The organism is Staphylococcus caprae (assembly GCF_002902725.1).
Classification (GTDB): Bacteria; Bacillota; Bacilli; order Staphylococcales; family Staphylococcaceae; genus Staphylococcus; species Staphylococcus caprae.
In genome coordinates, this window is sequence record NZ_PPRT01000007.1 from 42,566 (window position 1) to 59,621 (window position 17,056).

A 17,056-nucleotide genomic window follows, 5' to 3' on the forward strand; every position below is an offset into this window, starting at 1 on the left:
AGGAGGTGCCGAAATGAAATTACATGAGTTAAAAGCAGCAGAAGGATCACGCCGTGTATGTAATCGTGTAGGTCGTGGTGCTGCAACTGGTAACGGTAAAACTAGTGGCCGTGGTCAAAAAGGTCAAAAAGCACGTTCAGGTGGTAAAGTAAGACCAGGATTTGAAGGTGGACAATTACCTTTATTCCGTCGTTTACCAAAACGTGGTTTCACTAACATTAACCGTAAAGAATATGCTATTGTTAACTTAGACCAACTTAATAAATTTGAAGATGGTACTGAAGTAACTCCAGCTTTACTAGTAGAATCTGGTGTTGTTAAGAATGAAAAATCTGGTATCAAAGTACTAGGTAATGGTTCACTTGATAAAAAATTAACAGTGAAAGCTCATAAATTCTCAGCTTCAGCAGCAGAAGCTATTGATGCTAAAGGTGGAGCACACGAGGTGATCTAATGTTTCAAACGCTTGTGCGTTTCTTTACAACTAAGGAAGTGCGTAACAAGATTTTCTTCACTCTAGCAATGTTAGTTATTTTTAAAATAGGAACGTATATTCCTGCTCCAGGAGTTAATCCTGAAGCATTTAACCATCCACAAGGTTCTCAAGGTGCCACTGAGTTATTAAATACTTTTGGTGGCGGTGCCTTGAAACGTTTCTCAATATTTGCGATGGGTATTATGCCCTATATCACCGCATCCATCGTTATGCAATTATTGCAAATGGATATAGTGCCTAAGTTTACAGAATGGGCTAAACAAGGTGAAATGGGTAGAAGAAAAATTAATAATGTAACACGTTATTTCGCTATTATTTTAGCTTTTATCCAATCAATAGGTATGGCTTTTCAGTTCAATAATTATCTCAAAGGACAACTGATTATTGATAAATCAGTTATGAGTTATTTATTGATTGCAGTTGTTTTAACAGCAGGAACAGCTTTCTTAATTTGGCTTGGTGACCAAATCACTCAGTTTGGTGTTGGTAATGGTATTTCTCTTATCATCTTTGCTGGGATTTTATCAACTTTACCATCAAGTATTGAACAATTTGGCCAATCTCTATTTGTTGGTCAAGATGATACTTCATTAGCATGGTTAAAAATTGTAGGTTTAGTTGTAGCATTAATTTTATTAACAGTTGGTGCTATTTTTGTACTTGAAGCTAAACGTAAGATCCCTATTCAATATGCGAAGAAACAATCTGCTCAACGATTAGGCTCACAAGCAACTTATCTACCTTTAAAAGTTAACTCAGCAGGTGTTATTCCAGTAATCTTTGCGATGGCATTTTTCTTATTACCAAGAACGTTAACATTATTCTTCCCTAAAGCTGAATGGGCACAGAATATTGCTGATACTGCCAATCCTTCAAGTAATATTGGAATGATTGTATATATCGTATTAATTATTGCATTTGCGTATTTCTATGCATTTGTACAAGTTAATCCGGAAAAAATGGCTGATAACCTTAAAAAACAAGGTAGTTATGTCCCAGGCATTAGACCTGGTGAACAAACAAAAAAATATATTACTAAAGTTCTTTACAGATTGACATTTGTTGGTTCTATATTCTTAGCAGCTATAGCAATTTTGCCGATTATAGCAACTAAATTTATGGGCTTACCACAATCAATTCAAATTGGTGGTACAAGTTTATTAATCGTTATCGGTGTAGCTATAGAAACTATGAAGACATTAGAAGCTCAAGTAAGTCAAAAAGAATACAAAGGCTTTGGTGGTAGATAATTTGTAGGAGGGCATTTATGAATATCATTTTAATGGGTTTACCTGGCGCAGGTAAAGGTACTCAAGCGAGTGAAATTGTTAAGAAATTCCCAATACCACATATTTCTACTGGTGACATGTTCAGAAAAGCGATTAAAGATGAAACTGATTTAGGTAAAGAAGCTAAATCATACATGGATCGTGGAGAATTAGTTCCTGATGAAGTTACTGTAGGTATCGTTAAAGAACGTATTTCTGAAGACGATGCGAAAAAAGGATTCTTATTAGATGGATTCCCAAGAACAATCGAACAAGCTGAGGCATTAAATAACATTATGTCTGAGCTTGATAGAGAAATTGATGCTGTTATCAATATTGAAGTTCCTGAGGAAGAGTTAATGAATCGTCTTACAGGTCGTCGTATCTGTGAGAAATGTGGTACAACTTATCATCTTGTATTTAATCCTCCAAAGGTTGAAGGTATTTGTGATATCGATGGTGGAAAGTTATATCAACGTGAAGATGACAATCCAGAAACAGTATCAAATCGTTTGAGCGTTAATGTTAAACAATCAAAACCTATTTTAGAGTATTACGATGAAAAAGGTATTTTGAAAAACATTGATGGTTCAAAAGATATTGATGAAGTAACGAACGATGTCATTGATATTTTAGATCATTTATAGATAGATCAACGATTTACGATCTATTTGCTAAGTGAATATTTGAGTGAAATTTAATAGAGTGAGTGACAAATAATGATTTGTAATTCCCGTATTTTTGTTAAACTTATAATAACTAGTCACGAATAGATTCGTATTGTTAAGTTGTCTATTGACGATTACCTTACTATTGCAAAAAGGGGGAAGTTAATCAATGGCTAAACAAGATGTAATTGAATTAGAAGGTACTGTATTAGATACTTTACCAAATGCAATGTTTAAAGTAGAATTAGAAAATGGTCATGAGATTTTAGCGCATGTTAGTGGTAAAATCAGAATGAATTACATTCGTATTCTACCTGGCGACAAAGTAACTGTTGAGATGTCTCCGTATGATTTATCACGCGGTAGAATTACTTATCGTTATAAATAATCGTCACTCCATAATATAGGGAGGTATAAAAATGAAAGTAAGACCATCAGTAAAACCAATTTGCGAAAAATGCAAAGTCATTAAACGTAAAGGTAAAGTAATGGTAATTTGTGATAATCCTAAGCACAAACAAAGACAAGGTTAATAAAAGAGAGGTGTAAATTAATATGGCACGTATTGCAGGAGTGGATATTCCACGTGAAAAGCGCATTGTTATCTCATTAACATACGTTTATGGTATCGGTACTTCAACTGCTAACAAAATCGTTGAAGAAGCAAACGTATCAGCAGATACTCGCGTTAAAGATTTAACTGATGACGAATTAGGTCGTATCCGTGAAGTTGTAGATAGCTACAAAGTAGAAGGTGACTTACGTCGTGAACAAAACTTAAACATTAAACGTTTAATGGAAATTTCATCATACCGTGGTATTCGTCACCGTCGTGGCTTACCAGTTCGTGGTCAAAAAACTAAAAACAACGCACGTACTCGTAAAGGCCCGGTTAAAACAGTAGCTAATAAGAAAAAATAATAGGTAAAGGAGGCAAAAATAATGGCACGTAAACAAGTATCTCGTAAACGTAGAGTGAAAAAGAATATTGAAAACGGTGTAGCACATATCCGTTCAACATTCAATAATACTATCGTAACTATCACTGATGAATTCGGTAATGCATTATCTTGGTCATCAGCTGGTGCATTAGGATTCAAAGGATCTAAAAAATCAACACCATTCGCAGCACAAATGGCTTCAGAAACAGCTTCTAAATCAGCTATGGAACATGGTTTAAAAACTGTAGAAGTAACAGTTAAAGGACCTGGACCAGGCCGTGAATCAGCTATCCGTGCATTACAATCTGCAGGATTAGAAGTAACTGCAATTAGAGACGTTACTCCAGTACCTCACAACGGTTGTCGTCCACCAAAACGTCGTCGCGTCTAATTTAGGATTGTATTGTTACAGGTCACTGAGCAAACAGTTTAAATCTAGTCGACGTATTTAAGGAGGATATTTGTAAATGATAGAAATTGAAAAACCTAGAATTGAGACAATTGAAATTAGTGAAGATGCTAAATTCGGTAAGTTCGTTGTTGAACCACTTGAACGTGGCTACGGTACTACACTAGGAAACTCCTTACGTCGTATCCTACTATCTTCGTTACCAGGTGCAGCCGTTAAGTACATCGAAATCGAAGGAGTTCTACACGAATTTTCAGCAGTAGACAATGTTGTAGAAGATGTTTCAACAATTATTATGAACATTAAAAAATTAGCATTAAAAATTTACTCTGAAGAAGATAAAACTCTTGAAATTGATGTTAAAGATGAAGGCGAAGTAACTGCAAGTGACATTACTCACGACAGCGATGTTGAGATTTTAAACCCAGAACTTAAAATCGCAACTGTGTCTAAAGGTGGACATCTTAAAGTGCGTCTTGTTGCTAATAAGGGTAGAGGTTACGCATTAGCTGAACAAAATAATACTAGTGATTTACCAATTGGTGTAATTCCTGTTGATTCACTATACTCACCTGTAGAACGTGTTAACTACACAGTAGAAAACACACGTGTAGGTCAAAGTAGTGATTACGATAAATTAACTTTAGATGTTTGGACTAACGGTTCAATCACTCCACAAGAATCAGTTTCATTAGCAGCTAAAATAATGACTGAACACTTGAACATCTTTGTAGGTCTAACTGATGAAGCTCAAAATGCTGAAATCATGATCGAAAAAGAAGAAGATCAAAAAGAAAAAGTACTTGAAATGTCTATCGAAGAATTAGACTTATCTGTACGTTCTTACAACTGCTTAAAACGCGCAGGAATCAATTCTGTACAAGAGTTAGCTGATAAATCTGAAGCTGACATGATGAAAGTGCGTAATTTAGGTCGTAAATCTCTAGAAGAAGTTAAATATAAATTAGAAGATTTAGGATTAGGATTAAGAAAAGAAGATTGATAAAGGAGGTTAACTCATGGGTTACAGAAAATTAGGTCGTACTTCTGATCAACGTAAAGCAATGTTACGTGACTTAGCGACTTCTCTTATCGTAAGTGAACGTATTGAAACTACAGAAGCTCGTGCTAAAGAAGTACGCAGTGTAGTAGAGAAATTAATCACTTTAGGTAAAAAAGGAGATTTAGCTTCTCGTCGTAATGCAGCTAAAACTTTACGTAACGTTGAAATCTTAAATGAAGATGAATCAACACAAACTGCTCTTCAAAAATTATTCGGTGAAATCGCTGAACGTTATAATGAACGTCAAGGTGGTTACACTCGTATCCTTAAAGTAGGCCCTCGTCGTGGTGACGGTGCTGAATCAGTAATTATCGAATTAGTTTAATTTAGGGATTGAGACATTAAATTATGTCTCAGTCACTTTACCTTAATAAATACACTTACTACTTATATATAAAGCAAATGAGTGCAACGATAATGTTTGCCACATACAAATATTGTCTAGCTCAGAGTGCCCCATCTAACTAAATATTTCTTATAAGCGTGAACTCAACAATACGATGGGGTGCGCGCTTTTTTATTTAAGCTATAGTCAGAGATTACTATAGCTTTTTTGTTTTCTTTTCTAATATAGAGAAATTCTAAGATTATCTGTGTGAAAAGAACGTATGTGATATACAGATAAATTGAATTATTGTAAAATATTTAAAGTAACGACAATATTTAACAGAAGGAGTTGTTTAGTGTGAATGAGCCAATGAATATCATTGAATTTAAAAGTGTATCTTTTCAATATCAAAGTGATTCTGCGTTCACATTAAATAACGTATCTTTTTCTGTTCCTATTGGAAAATGGACGTCGATTGTAGGTCATAATGGTTCTGGGAAGTCTACTATAGCTAAATTAATGGTAGGCATAGAAGAAGCTAACGAAGGTCAAATATTATTTAAAAATGAAAAAATAGACAATTCAAATATACATAAAATTAGAAATCAAATTGGTATTGTGTTTCAAAATCCAGATAATCAATTTGTCGGCTCAATTGTGAAATTTGATGTTGCTTTCGGTCTAGAAAATCATGCAGTCCCTCATGATGAGATGCACATTAAAGTAGATAAAGCATTATCAGAAGTAGACATGCTTAATAAAGCTGATTACGAGCCACATTCACTTTCTGGAGGTCAGAAACAACGTGTTGCGATAGCTGGTGTATTAGCGCTAAATCCATCTGTTATTATTTTAGATGAAGCAACAACTATGTTAGACCCTGATGCGAAAGTATCACTCTTAAATCTCGTACGTGAAGTGAAAGAAGATAATGAAGTAACAATCATTTCTATAACTCATGATTTAGACGAAGCGATGGAAGCTGATCATGTTATTGTTATGAATAAAGGAACTGTTTTTAAACAGGATACACCTGAAGAAATATTTAAATATACTGATGAACTAACTTCTATTGGATTAGATTTACCTTTCTCTATGAAAATGAATCAACTACTAGGATTTGATTCATCATTTGTGACATACGAAGGGTTGGTCAAACGATTATGAGTATTCAGTTAAATCATGTTAGCTATACTTATCAAAAAGGGACGCCATATGAATATAATGCTATAGAAGATATATCTTTGATTTTGGAAAAAGGAAAGTATTACGCAATTATAGGACAAACAGGTAGTGGAAAATCTACCTTGATACAGCATCTTAATGCGTTATTAAAACCAACAAAAGGGTCAATTGAATTTGAGGATATTGAAATAACACATAAAACTAAGGATAAATATTTACGACCTATCCGTAAAAAGGTAGGCATTGTATTTCAATTCCCAGAATCTCAACTATTTGAAGATAGTGTAGAAAAAGAAATAGAATTTGGACCGAAAAACTTTAATATGGACTTAGAAAAAGCTAAAGAAAAGGCTTATCAATTATTACTTGATTTAGGATTTTCAAGAGATATCATGTCACTTTCTCCTTTTCAAATGTCAGGTGGACAAATGAGGAAAATTGCAATTGTATCTATTTTGGCTATGGATCCAGAAGTTATTATATTGGATGAACCAACAGCTGGCTTGGACCCTCAAAGTAAAGAGCAGATTATGACTCTTATTAAGCGAATTCAAGTGGAAGAAAATAAGACGATTATTTTAGTCTCACATGATATGAATGATGTTTCGCGATATGCTGATGAAGTTGTTGTATTAAGTAATGGTAGGGTAGCTGAACAATCAGAACCTAGAGAACTATTTAAAAATACAGATAAGTTAGCTGAGTGGCATATTACGCTACCAAACATTATTAGATTACAAATAGATTTTGAGCACAAGTATCAAATATCCTTACCTAAACTAGCTTTAAATGAAGAGGAGTTTATTGAGATGTATAAGGAGTGGCAAAATGAAAAATAAATTAATCATTGGACGCTATCTCCCAAATCATTCGACTGTACATCATCTTGATCCTAGAGCAAAGCTCATATTTGTCTTTGTGTTTATAATATTTATTTTCTTTTGTCATTCGTTTGGCACATACGCTTGGATATTTTTACTTATCATTATATCTATGAAATTGGCTAAAATCCCATTCGGATTTCTAATGAAAGGGCTCACGCCTATCTTTTTCTTCTTAATATTTACTTTTTTAATGCATATCTTATTTACTAATGGAGGAAAGACACTTTTACATTGGGGTTTCTTTACAATAGAGTCTAATGGAGTGATAGAAGGAATTTACATTTCATTACGTCTTATCTTTATAGTGATGATTGCGACAATTATGACGCTTTCGACAAGTCCTATAGATTTAACTGATGCCTTTGAAAAGTTATTAGCACCATTGAAATGGGTTAAGATTCCCGTTCATCAATTGAGTATGATGATGTCTATCGCGCTAAGGTTTATACCTACTTTAATGGATGAATTGGAAAAAATTATTTTAGCTCAAAAATCAAGAGGGTCTGAAATAAGTTCAGGGAGTATTGTGACACGCATTAAAGCATTTATCCCTCTTATGGTTCCATTGTTTATTTCTGCCTTTCAAAGAGCGGAAGAATTAGCAATAGCTATGGAAGTAAGGGGCTATGATATGAATGTTAAACGAACTAGTTACAGATTACTACAATGGCGATTAAAAGACACGATAACGTTAATTCTATTAATACCAATTGGACTTATCTTATTTATTATTAAATACACAGGAGTGTAAACATTGCGAATTTTAGTAGAAATTGCATATCAGGGTAATCAATTCCTTGGCTTTCAAATTCAACAGCAGGGGAGAACAGTACAACAACAATTTGAAAAGATTCTTAAACGTATGCACAAGCGTCATGTACGAATACATCCTACAAGTCGTACGGACAGAGGCGTGCATGCGTATCAACAATTCTTTCATTTTGACACTGAGTTAAATATTGATAATCAACAATGGCAATATGCGATGAATCGTTTCTTACCTAATGATATTTACGTTAAAAGCGTTCAAACAGTAGATGAAAACTTTCATTGTAGATATGACTGTGTAGGTAAAAGATATCGATATAAAGTCTATCAAGGCGCACATCGTGATCCGTTTAAAAGTGGTCTCGAAACATTTATCGATAATGATTTAGATTTAGCTAAAATGAATGAAGCGGCTCATCATTTTATTGGAACACATGATTTTACAGGTTTTTGTTCTCAGAAAACTGAAGTGGAAAGCAAAGTGAGAACTCTATATCAAAGTGAAGTGGTTCAAACTGAAGCAGGTTTTGATTATGTGGTTACTGGTTCAGGATTTCTCTATAACATGGTTCGTGTTCTTGTAGCATTTTTAATAGAGGTGGGAAAAGGGAAGCGACAACCTGACGAGGTTCCACAACTACTTGAAGAAAAAAATAGAAACAATGTACCTTTCACTGCCCCCTCAGAAGGACTCTATTTAGAAAAGGTTTACCTATCACCAGAATCACTTAAGGAAGAGTTTGGAAATGATATTAAAATACATCTTAAAAAATCGTTGGAAAATGATTGAATGTCATTGACAAAAGCATTGTGAAATTATAAGATTATTAACGGTATTGTTTTATATCACCCCACGATAAGCCCCGGAAACTTATTGTGTTACTAGATATATAAGCAAAGCAGAACAACAGTTAACAAAATAAATGAAAACTTACGCTTTTAAATCGTAACAATAATTAAAATTGTGCGTTGAATGATCATAGGTTCGAATGTGATCAATTGACAAAACAATTAAGAACGAAGCATTTATTTTTAGGAGGACAATTATTATGCGTCAAACATTTATGGCAAATGAATCAAACATTGAGCGCAAATGGTATGTTATTGATGCTGAAGGCCAAACATTAGGTCGTTTATCATCTGAAGTAGCTGCTATCTTACGCGGTAAAAATAAAGTAACTTATACACCACACGTTGACACTGGTGATTACGTAATCATCATCAATGCATCTAAAATCGAATTCACTGGTAATAAAGAACAAGATAAAATGTACTATCGCCACTCAAATCACCCAGGTGGTTTAAAATCAATCACAGCTGGTGAATTAAGAAGAACTAACCCAGAACGTTTATTAGAAACTTCTATTAAAGGTATGTTACCAAGTTCACGTTTAGGTGAAAAACAAGGTAAAAAATTATTTGTATATGGTGGCGCTGAACATCCACACGCTGCACAACAACCAGAAAACTACGAGTTACGTGGTTAATTAGAAGGAGGAAATTACATTGGCACAAGTTGAATATAAAGGTACAGGCCGTCGTAAAAACTCAGTAGCACGTGTACGTTTAGTACCAGGTGAAGGTAACATTACAGTTAACAACCGTGACGTACGTGACTACTTACCATTTGAATCATTAATCTTAGACTTAAACCAACCATTCGATGTTACTGAAACTAAAGGTAACTATGACGTTTTAGTAAACGTTCACGGTGGTGGTTTCACAGGACAAGCTCAAGCTATCCGTCACGGAATTGCTCGTGCATTATTAGAAGCTGACCCTGAATACAGAGGTTCTTTAAAACGCGCTGGATTACTTACTCGTGACCCACGTATGAAAGAACGTAAAAAACCAGGTCTTAAAAAAGCTCGTCGTTCTCCTCAATTCTCAAAACGTTAATTTTGGCGAACACACATCAACACTTCCCATTATTTGGGAAGTGTTTTTTTATGTTATTACAATGATGATGAGACTAACTATAAAGTTCCCAACCTCAAAATATTATCTATTTTTTCGTGACGTTTTCGACAACTTCTGTCATATCTTCATGTATGACTAAGTCAGCACTTTGATCATACGGTGTGTGATCTCTATTGATAATTACTAAATTGTCACCTTTAAATTCTGAAACAAAGCCTGCTGCTGGCTGTACTACGAGTGATGAACCTAGAACAATGAGTGTATAAGCTTTTTGTATTTTTTCTAAAGCTTTGAATACTGTGTTTTGATTCAACATTTCCCCGTATAATACAATATCAGGTCGTATAATCTGGCCACACTTTTCACAATATCGAATGTGATTGTCCATCACTTGAGATTTTGAGTATTCATTGTAGCAATTGATACAGTAAAAACGATTTAAAGTGCCATGTAATTCATCAACATGTTGACTACCTGCATCTGTATGTAAGCCATCAATATTTTGAGTAATAACACCTAAAGATTGACCTTCATGTTCTAATTCTGCAATCCATTGATGTACAATATTTGGTTTTTTATCTGCAATTAATAATCTTTTATGATAAAAATCAATAAAACTTTCTTTGTCATCATTTAAATGATCTACACTTAGTAAATACTCTGGAGATTGTCCATCTTTTGAAATCTCATCAAATAGACCACCCATTGAGCGGAAATCAGGAATACCACTTGCTACAGATACGCCTGCCCCAGTGAAAAATACAATTTTTTCGGATTCTTCTATCATTTCTCTTAATCGTTGAATTTCCATATCCATAGAATCACCTCAGTTTTTAAATTTCTTTTTAACTAATCGAAAACTGTTCGTTTTCACCACAAATAATTTATAAGTGAATATCAAGTTTCCGTGTTATGATTTTTGTAGCAACATATTTACATAATTGATTACTTTATCATTTTAAAGTATTTAAAGTGTGTTATAAAATTATATTAAGACATTAGAAAAGTAAATTAAAGTTAAAACAAATTAAGTATGTAAATGACGTTATCGTAGGAAGTGGATATAGATATGAACAAATATGATAGGCTAGACGAAATTACAAAACTTGTTAATAAAAGAGGGACTGTTAGAACAAATGAAATTGTAGAAGATTTAAATGTATCAGATATGACAGTTCGTCGTGATTTAGCAGAGTTGGAAGAGAAAGGTGTGCTTACTAAGATTCATGGTGGCGCACGTAGTAATTCTGCATTTCAATATAAGGAGATGTCCCACCAGGAAAAACATACGCACTACATTGAGGAAAAGAGATATATAGCTAAAAAAGCTGTTGCGTTGATTGAGGATGGAGATACTATATTTTTAGGTCCTGGTACGACTGTTCAAAAGTTAGCTGAAGAAATTAATCATCATACGCTCACAGTTATCACAAATTGTTTGCCAGTTTTTAAAATTCTAATGAAAAAACAGAGTCTACATTTTAGAGTGTATTTGTTGGGTGGAGAAATGAGAGATTTAACTGAAGCATTTGTGGGAGAGATGACGAATCAATTATTAAATAACTTGCGATTTAGTAAGATGTTTTTTAGTAGTAATGGAGTTAAAGATGGCGTTGCGATGACTTCATCAATGGATGAAGCTTATACCCAACATCTAGCATTAGATCATTCAATTGAGAAATATTTACTTATTGATTCTTCGAAAATAGGGAAAGATGATTTCTCTTCTTTCTGTGAATTGAAAGAATTAAATGCAGTATTAATGGATAAAAATGATTTGGAAAAGACAGAACAAGTTGAAAAATATGTTGAAGTCATAGACTAACACTTAAAACTTAATAAAATATAGTTTAAGAGAAAGTGCTCTTATACCTCGTCAACCTCTATGGAGCGGAAAGTGAAATCATTCTACAAGAATGAGATTTCACTCTCCGCTCCTTTTCTGTTGATTTAAAGGAGTAGTTTAAACAATAAGTTCACTAAATGTTTGAAATCAAACATCAAACAAACAAAATACAAACAGTATTTGTTGATTTATTGTTGTGTAGTGTTTATAATTTAAACATAGTTAATTGAAAGCGCTTTTCTCTCATTCATTTATTTAGTGCTTTCAAAATCATTTTAAAAGGAGACTTAAAATGACAATTATTATCGGTTCAGATGTAGACGGTAAACGTCTAAAAGATTTAATTAAAGTGTATTTAAAAGAGAACGATTTCGAAGTTCTAGATGTAACAGAAGGTAAAGAGTTAGATTTTGTAGATTCGACAGTATCTGTTGCACGTGAAGTTCAAAAATCCGATGACAATTTGGGAATTGCCATCGATGCCTATGGTGCAGGTAGTTTTATTGTTGCTACAAAAATTAAAGGAATGATTGCAGCTGAAGTTTCAGATGAGCGTTCAGCATACATGACTAGAGGACATAATAATTCCAAAATGATTACTTTAGGTTCTGAAATTGTTGGAGATACTTTAGCTAAAAATGTGGTTAAGGGATTTGTTAACGGTCATTATGACGGCGGACGTCATCAAATTCGTGTAGATATGCTGAATAAAATGTGCTAATAGGAGGAGAACAAATGAAAATTGCTATAGGTTGTGACCATATTGTCACTGATACAAAGATGGAAGTATCACAGTTTTTAAAATCAAAAGGACATGAAGTTATTGATGTTGGGACTTATGACTTCACACGTACACATTATCCAATTTTTGGTAAGAAAGTTGGAGAAGAAGTTGTAAGCGGTAATGCTGACTTAGGTGTATGTATTTGTGGTACAGGTGTTGGTATTAATAATGCGGTTAACAAAGTTGCTGGCATTCGTTCCGCACTTGTACGTGATATGACTTCAGCTTTATATGCGAAAGAAGAGTTAAATGCAAATGTTATTGGTTTCGGTGGGAAAATCATCGGCGAACTTCTAATGTGCGATATTATTGATGCATTTATCAATGCTGAGTATAAACCTACAGAAGAAAATAAAAAATTAATCGCAAAAATAAATCATCTTGAAACTCATAATGCTAAACAAGAAGATCCACATTTCTTTGATGAATTTTTAGAAAAGTGGGATAAAGGCGAATATCACGATTAAGGAAGATCAACATGATTTTAACTTTAACTTTAAATCCTTCGGTAGATATATCTTATCCATTAGATGAATTACACATTAACACAGTGAATAGAGTTCAAGACGTTAGCAAGACGGCTGGTGGAAAGGGACTCAATGTAACTAGGGTGTTATCACAACTCAATGAACATGTTGTTGCGACAGGCTTTTTAGGTGGTAAAATAGGTGAATTTATTGCAGAAAAGTTAAATCACAATCAAGTGAAACATTCATTTTTTACAATTAAAGATGAAACACGAAATTGTATTGCTATTTTGCATAATGGCAACCAAACAGAAATTTTGGAACAAGGACCAACCATTGCGACGGATGAATCAAAAGGATTTTTGAAACATTTGAATGATTTAATATCGAAAGCTGAAGCGGTAGTTATTTCTGGTAGCCTTCCAAAAGGTCTAGATTCAAATTACTATTCAAAAATTATTGATATATGTCACGAAAATGCTAAACCAGTCGTATTGGATTGTGCTGGCGAAACACTTAAATTAGCGCTACAAAACACTCACAAACCGACAGTCATTAAGCCAAATATTGAAGAATTATCACAGTTGATTTCATTGGAACTTAATGAATCTACTGAAGAACTGAAAAATGCTTTAAATCATCAGTTATTTTCAAAAATTGAATGGATTATTGTTTCTTTGGGCGCAAATGGCGCTTTCGCTAAACATAACCAACGATTTTACAAAGTAAACATACCTTCGATTAAAGTACTTAATCCTGTAGGTTCCGGAGATTCCACAGTAGCAGGTATAGCTTCAGCAATTGTTCATCATGAAAGTGATGAGCATCTCCTTAAGAAGGCAAACACCTTAGGGATGTTAAATGCGCAAGAAGCACAAACTGGTTATGTAAACATGTCTAATTATACTCAGCTCTTTGACCAAATTGAAATTATAGAGGTGTAAAAAATGGTAAAAACAACTCAAAAAACGGCATCAATTGAACATCTAAGTAATGATAAAGGCGTCATCTCAGCATTAGCTTTTGACCAACGCGGTGCATTAAAACGTATGATGGCGAAACATCAAACAGATGAACCTACAATTGAGCAAATTGAACGATTAAAAGTTTTGGTATCAGAAGAATTAACGCAATACGCGTCATCAATTCTCCTAGATCCTGAATACGGACTACCTGCATCTGAAGCCCGCAATAAAGATTGTGGATTACTACTTGCTTATGAAAAAACAGGATATGACGTTAACGCTAAAGGTCGTTTACCTGACTGTTTAGTTGAATGGTCAGCTAAAAGACTTAAAGAACAAGGCGCTAATGCAGTTAAGTTCTTACTTTACTACGACGTAGATGATGCAGAAGAAATTAATATTCAGAAGAAGGCTTACATTGAAAGAATTGGTTCTGAATGTGTAGCTGAAGACATTCCATTCTTCTTAGAGGTACTCACTTACGACGATAATATTCCAGATAATAGTAGTGTTGAATTTGCAAAAGTGAAACCAAGAAAAGTAAACGAAGCAATGAAATTATTCTCAGAAGCGCGCTTTAATGTTGATGTCTTAAAAGTAGAAGTTCCAGTCAACATGAAATATGTTGAAGGGTTCGCTGAAGGAGAAGTTGTTTATTCAAAAGAAGAAGCAGCTCAACATTTTAAAGATCAAGACGCTTCAACAAACTTACCATATATTTACTTAAGTGCTGGCGTTTCAGCTGAACTTTTCCAAGAGACTCTAAAATTTGCGCATGAAGCGGGAGCTAAATTTAATGGTGTGCTTTGTGGTAGAGCGACATGGGCTGGAGCTGTTCAAGTTTATATCGAACAAGGTGAAGAAGCAGCTCGAGAATGGTTACGTTCAACAGGATTTAAAAATATTGATGAGTTAAACAAAGTTTTGGAAACAACTGCAACGTCATGGAAAGAGAGAGTTTAATTCTCGAAAGGGGACGAATACATCATGAATAGAGAAGAAGTACAATTATTAGGATTCGAGATTGTTGCATTCGCTGGGGATGCGCGGTCTAAATTCTTAGAAGCACTAACAGCTGCACAAGAGGGAGATTATGATAAGGCAGAATCACTAATTGAAGAAGGAAATCAATGCATCGCTGAAGCACATCGGGCTCAAACAAGCCTACTTCAAAAGGAAGCACAAGGTGATGATATTGCCTATAGCGTAACAATGATGCATGGCCAAGATCACTTAATGACAACAATTCTATTAAAAGATTTAATGAAGCACTTAATCGAATTATATAAAAGAAAGAGTTGACCTTTATGAATAAGTTAATAGCATGGATAGAAAAAGGAAAACCGTTCTTCGAAAAAATATCTCGTAATATTTATCTAAGAGCGATTCGTGATGGATTTATTGCAGCAATTCCAATTATCTTGTTCTCAAGTATATTTATTTTAGTAGCTTATGTGCCAAACGTATTTGGATTTACTTGGAGTAAAACCATGGAAGGCATCTTAATGAAACCTTATAACTATACAATGGGTATTGTTGGGTTCATTGTAGCAGGAACAACAGCCAAGTCACTGACCGATTCATTCAATAGAAAGTTGGACAGTACGAATCAAATTAACTTTATTTCGACAATGATGGCTGCGATGTGTGGTTTCTTATTCTTAGCCGCTGATCCTGTTAAAGATGGAGGATTCCTAAGTGCTTTCATGGGTACTAAAGGATTATTAACAGCGTTCATCTCAGCATTTGTAACTGTGATTGTTTATAGTTTCTTTATTAAACACAATATCACAATAAAAATGCCTAAAGAAGTTCCTCCAAATATCTCACAAGTATTTAAAGATATATTCCCTTTATCAGCAGTAATCATCATTCTATATGCATTAGATTTACTTGCTAGAGCTTTTGTTCATACAAATGTGGCAAATGCAGTATTAAAAGTATTTGAACCATTGTTTACAGCAGCTGATGGTTGGGTTGGAGTAACGATAATCTTTGGTGCATTTGCATTCTTCTGGTTTGTTGGTATTCATGGACCATCAATCGTTGAACCAGCGATTGCAGCGATTACTTACGCTAACCTTGAAACAAACTTACATTTGATTCAAGCAGGAGAGCATGCAGATAAAGTCATTACACCTGGTACTCAAATGTTCGTAGTAACAATGGGTGGTACCGGTGCAACATTGGTCGTACCTTTTATGTTTATGTGGCTGACTAAATCTAAACGTAATAAAGCAATTGGACGAGCATCAGTAGTTCCAACATTCTTTGGTGTAAATGAACCTATCTTGTTCGGAGCACCATTAGTATTAAACCCAGTGTTCTTTATTCCATTTATATTAGCGCCTATCGTCAACGTTTGGATATTTAAATTCTTTGTAGATGTACTGAATATGAATAGTTTCAGTATTTTCTTACCTTGGACTACACCAGGTCCTCTCGGTATCGTGATGGGTACTGGTTTTGCATTCTGGTCATTTGTATTAGCCATCGTCTTAATCGTTGTCGATGTCATTATTTACTATCCATTCGTTAAAGTTTATGATGAACAAATTTTAGAAGAAGAGTTAGGCAATAAAGAAGCAAACAATGAATTAAAAGAAAAAGTTTCAGCTAACTTCGATACAAAAAAAGCTGACGCAATTTTAGCTACAGCTGGAGCTGGTGAAGCTACACAAACTCAAGTTGATCAACCAGCAATTTCAAAAGAACAATCTAACCATCAGATTACTGAACAAACGAACGTTTTAGTATTATGCGCAGGTGGAGGTACAAGCGGTCTTCTCGCAAACGCACTTAATAAAGCCGCTGAAGATTATAATGTACCACTTAAAGCAGCAGCTGGCGGTTATGGTTCACATATGGATATTATGAAAGAGTATCAATTAATTATATTAGCACCACAAGTCGCATCAAACTATGAAGATATTAAACAAGACACTGACAGATTAGGTATAAAATTAGCTAAAACACAAGGCGCTGAATACATCAAATTGACAAGAGATGGAGAAGCAGCTCTTGAGTTTGTAAAAAAACAATTTGAAAATTAGATAGGAGTTTT

General features: G+C 34.2%; 23 protein-coding genes. 22 read left to right on the top strand and 1 reads right to left on the bottom strand.

Features of this window, described 5'->3' with window-relative positions; all coding sequences use genetic code 11:
* Window positions 1–13 precede the first annotated feature (13 nt).
* The 15 genes from rplO (at window position 14) to rpsI (ending at window position 9,909) form a co-directional block, all read left to right on the top strand.
* Window positions 14–454 carry a 50S ribosomal protein L15 gene (gene rplO, locus CD155_RS01540; protein ID WP_103212326.1) on the top strand — a complete coding sequence of 147 codons (441 nt, stop codon included), beginning with the start codon at window positions 14–16 and terminating at the stop codon, window positions 452–454.
* Window positions 454–1,746, top strand: a complete 1,293-nt coding sequence (gene secY, locus CD155_RS01545; RefSeq protein ID WP_002443722.1) for a preprotein translocase subunit SecY — start codon at window positions 454–456, stop codon at window positions 1,744–1,746. Before rplO ends, secY begins: the two co-directional genes overlap by 1 nt.
* Before the next feature lie 17 nt (window positions 1,747–1,763).
* Entirely contained in the window at window positions 1,764–2,411 is a 648-nt protein-coding gene (locus tag CD155_RS01550) for an adenylate kinase (protein ID WP_002443720.1), read from the top strand.
* 190 nt (window positions 2,412–2,601) lie between these two features.
* Complete coding sequence (gene infA / locus CD155_RS01555; RefSeq protein ID WP_001829792.1) at window positions 2,602–2,820, top strand: translation initiation factor IF-1; 219 nt, start codon at window positions 2,602–2,604, stop codon at window positions 2,818–2,820.
* A 31-nt stretch (window positions 2,821–2,851) separates the two neighbouring features.
* A complete protein-coding gene (rpmJ, locus tag CD155_RS01560; protein WP_001829709.1) occupies window positions 2,852–2,965 on the top strand; it encodes a 50S ribosomal protein L36 in 114 nt (37 codons plus the stop codon).
* Window positions 2,966–2,987: 22 nt separating this feature from the next.
* The gene (rpsM, locus tag CD155_RS01565; protein WP_002432712.1) at window positions 2,988–3,353 is read left to right on the top strand and encodes a 30S ribosomal protein S13; all 366 of its coding nucleotides are present in this window, start codon (window positions 2,988–2,990) and stop codon (window positions 3,351–3,353) included.
* 21 nt (window positions 3,354–3,374) lie between these two features.
* Complete coding sequence (gene rpsK, locus CD155_RS01570) at window positions 3,375–3,764, top strand: 30S ribosomal protein S11 (protein WP_000101625.1); 390 nt, start codon at window positions 3,375–3,377, stop codon at window positions 3,762–3,764.
* A gap of 76 nt (window positions 3,765–3,840) precedes the next feature.
* Entirely contained in the window at window positions 3,841–4,785 is a 945-nt protein-coding gene (locus CD155_RS01575) for a DNA-directed RNA polymerase subunit alpha (protein WP_002443717.1), read from the top strand.
* Window positions 4,786–4,801: 16 nt separating this feature from the next.
* Window positions 4,802–5,170, top strand: coding sequence for a 50S ribosomal protein L17 (gene rplQ, locus CD155_RS01580; RefSeq protein ID WP_002432926.1), 369 nt, complete (start codon window positions 4,802–4,804; stop codon window positions 5,168–5,170).
* A 360-nt stretch (window positions 5,171–5,530) separates the two neighbouring features.
* On the top strand, window positions 5,531–6,340 hold the full coding sequence (locus CD155_RS01585) for an energy-coupling factor transporter ATPase (protein WP_256605050.1): 810 nt from the start codon (window positions 5,531–5,533) through the stop codon (window positions 6,338–6,340).
* Window positions 6,337–7,197 carry an energy-coupling factor transporter ATPase gene (locus CD155_RS01590; protein ID WP_103212327.1) on the top strand — a complete coding sequence of 287 codons (861 nt, stop codon included), beginning with the start codon at window positions 6,337–6,339 and terminating at the stop codon, window positions 7,195–7,197. The genes CD155_RS01585 and CD155_RS01590 overlap by 4 nt, the downstream gene beginning before the upstream one ends.
* Complete coding sequence (locus CD155_RS01595) at window positions 7,187–7,993, top strand: energy-coupling factor transporter transmembrane component T family protein (protein ID WP_103212328.1); 807 nt, start codon at window positions 7,187–7,189, stop codon at window positions 7,991–7,993. The genes CD155_RS01590 and CD155_RS01595 overlap by 11 nt, the downstream gene beginning before the upstream one ends.
* Before the next feature lie 3 nt (window positions 7,994–7,996).
* Window positions 7,997–8,800: a tRNA pseudouridine(38-40) synthase TruA gene (truA, locus tag CD155_RS01600; RefSeq protein WP_103212329.1), complete on the top strand. Its 804-nt coding sequence runs from the start codon at window positions 7,997–7,999 to the stop codon at window positions 8,798–8,800.
* Window positions 8,801–9,059: 259 nt separating this feature from the next.
* Complete coding sequence (rplM, locus tag CD155_RS01605; RefSeq protein WP_002443708.1) at window positions 9,060–9,497, top strand: 50S ribosomal protein L13; 438 nt, start codon at window positions 9,060–9,062, stop codon at window positions 9,495–9,497.
* 19 nt (window positions 9,498–9,516) lie between these two features.
* Window positions 9,517–9,909: a 30S ribosomal protein S9 gene (rpsI, locus tag CD155_RS01610; RefSeq protein WP_002443706.1), complete on the top strand. Its 393-nt coding sequence runs from the start codon at window positions 9,517–9,519 to the stop codon at window positions 9,907–9,909.
* A 106-nt stretch (window positions 9,910–10,015) separates the two neighbouring features.
* Here the strand turns inward: rpsI and CD155_RS01615 are convergent, their stop codons facing one another.
* Entirely contained in the window at window positions 10,016–10,747 is a 732-nt protein-coding gene (locus tag CD155_RS01615; protein ID WP_103212330.1) for an NAD-dependent protein deacylase, read from the bottom strand.
* Window positions 10,748–10,999: 252 nt separating this feature from the next.
* Between CD155_RS01615 and CD155_RS01620 the strand changes: the two genes are divergently transcribed.
* From CD155_RS01620 to CD155_RS01650, 7 genes are all read left to right on the top strand, one after another.
* Window positions 11,000–11,755 carry a DeoR/GlpR family DNA-binding transcription regulator gene (locus CD155_RS01620; RefSeq protein WP_103212331.1) on the top strand — a complete coding sequence of 252 codons (756 nt, stop codon included), beginning with the start codon at window positions 11,000–11,002 and terminating at the stop codon, window positions 11,753–11,755.
* A 313-nt stretch (window positions 11,756–12,068) separates the two neighbouring features.
* Window positions 12,069–12,497: a galactose-6-phosphate isomerase subunit LacA gene (gene lacA, locus CD155_RS01625; protein ID WP_002443699.1), complete on the top strand. Its 429-nt coding sequence runs from the start codon at window positions 12,069–12,071 to the stop codon at window positions 12,495–12,497.
* A 14-nt stretch (window positions 12,498–12,511) separates the two neighbouring features.
* Window positions 12,512–13,027 (top strand): galactose-6-phosphate isomerase subunit LacB, encoded by a 516-nt coding sequence (gene lacB / locus CD155_RS01630; protein ID WP_103212332.1) that lies wholly within the window; start codon window positions 12,512–12,514, stop codon window positions 13,025–13,027.
* Window positions 13,028–13,038: 11 nt separating this feature from the next.
* Entirely contained in the window at window positions 13,039–13,971 is a 933-nt protein-coding gene (gene lacC / locus CD155_RS01635) for a tagatose-6-phosphate kinase (protein ID WP_103212333.1), read from the top strand.
* 3 nt (window positions 13,972–13,974) lie between these two features.
* Complete coding sequence (gene lacD / locus CD155_RS01640; RefSeq protein ID WP_002443692.1) at window positions 13,975–14,955, top strand: tagatose-bisphosphate aldolase; 981 nt, start codon at window positions 13,975–13,977, stop codon at window positions 14,953–14,955.
* Window positions 14,956–14,979: 24 nt separating this feature from the next.
* Entirely contained in the window at window positions 14,980–15,294 is a 315-nt protein-coding gene (locus CD155_RS01645) for a PTS lactose/cellobiose transporter subunit IIA (protein WP_002443690.1), read from the top strand.
* 5 nt (window positions 15,295–15,299) lie between these two features.
* Window positions 15,300–17,045 carry a lactose-specific PTS transporter subunit EIIC gene (locus CD155_RS01650; RefSeq protein ID WP_070830354.1) on the top strand — a complete coding sequence of 582 codons (1,746 nt, stop codon included), beginning with the start codon at window positions 15,300–15,302 and terminating at the stop codon, window positions 17,043–17,045.
* Window positions 17,046–17,056 lie beyond the last annotated feature (11 nt).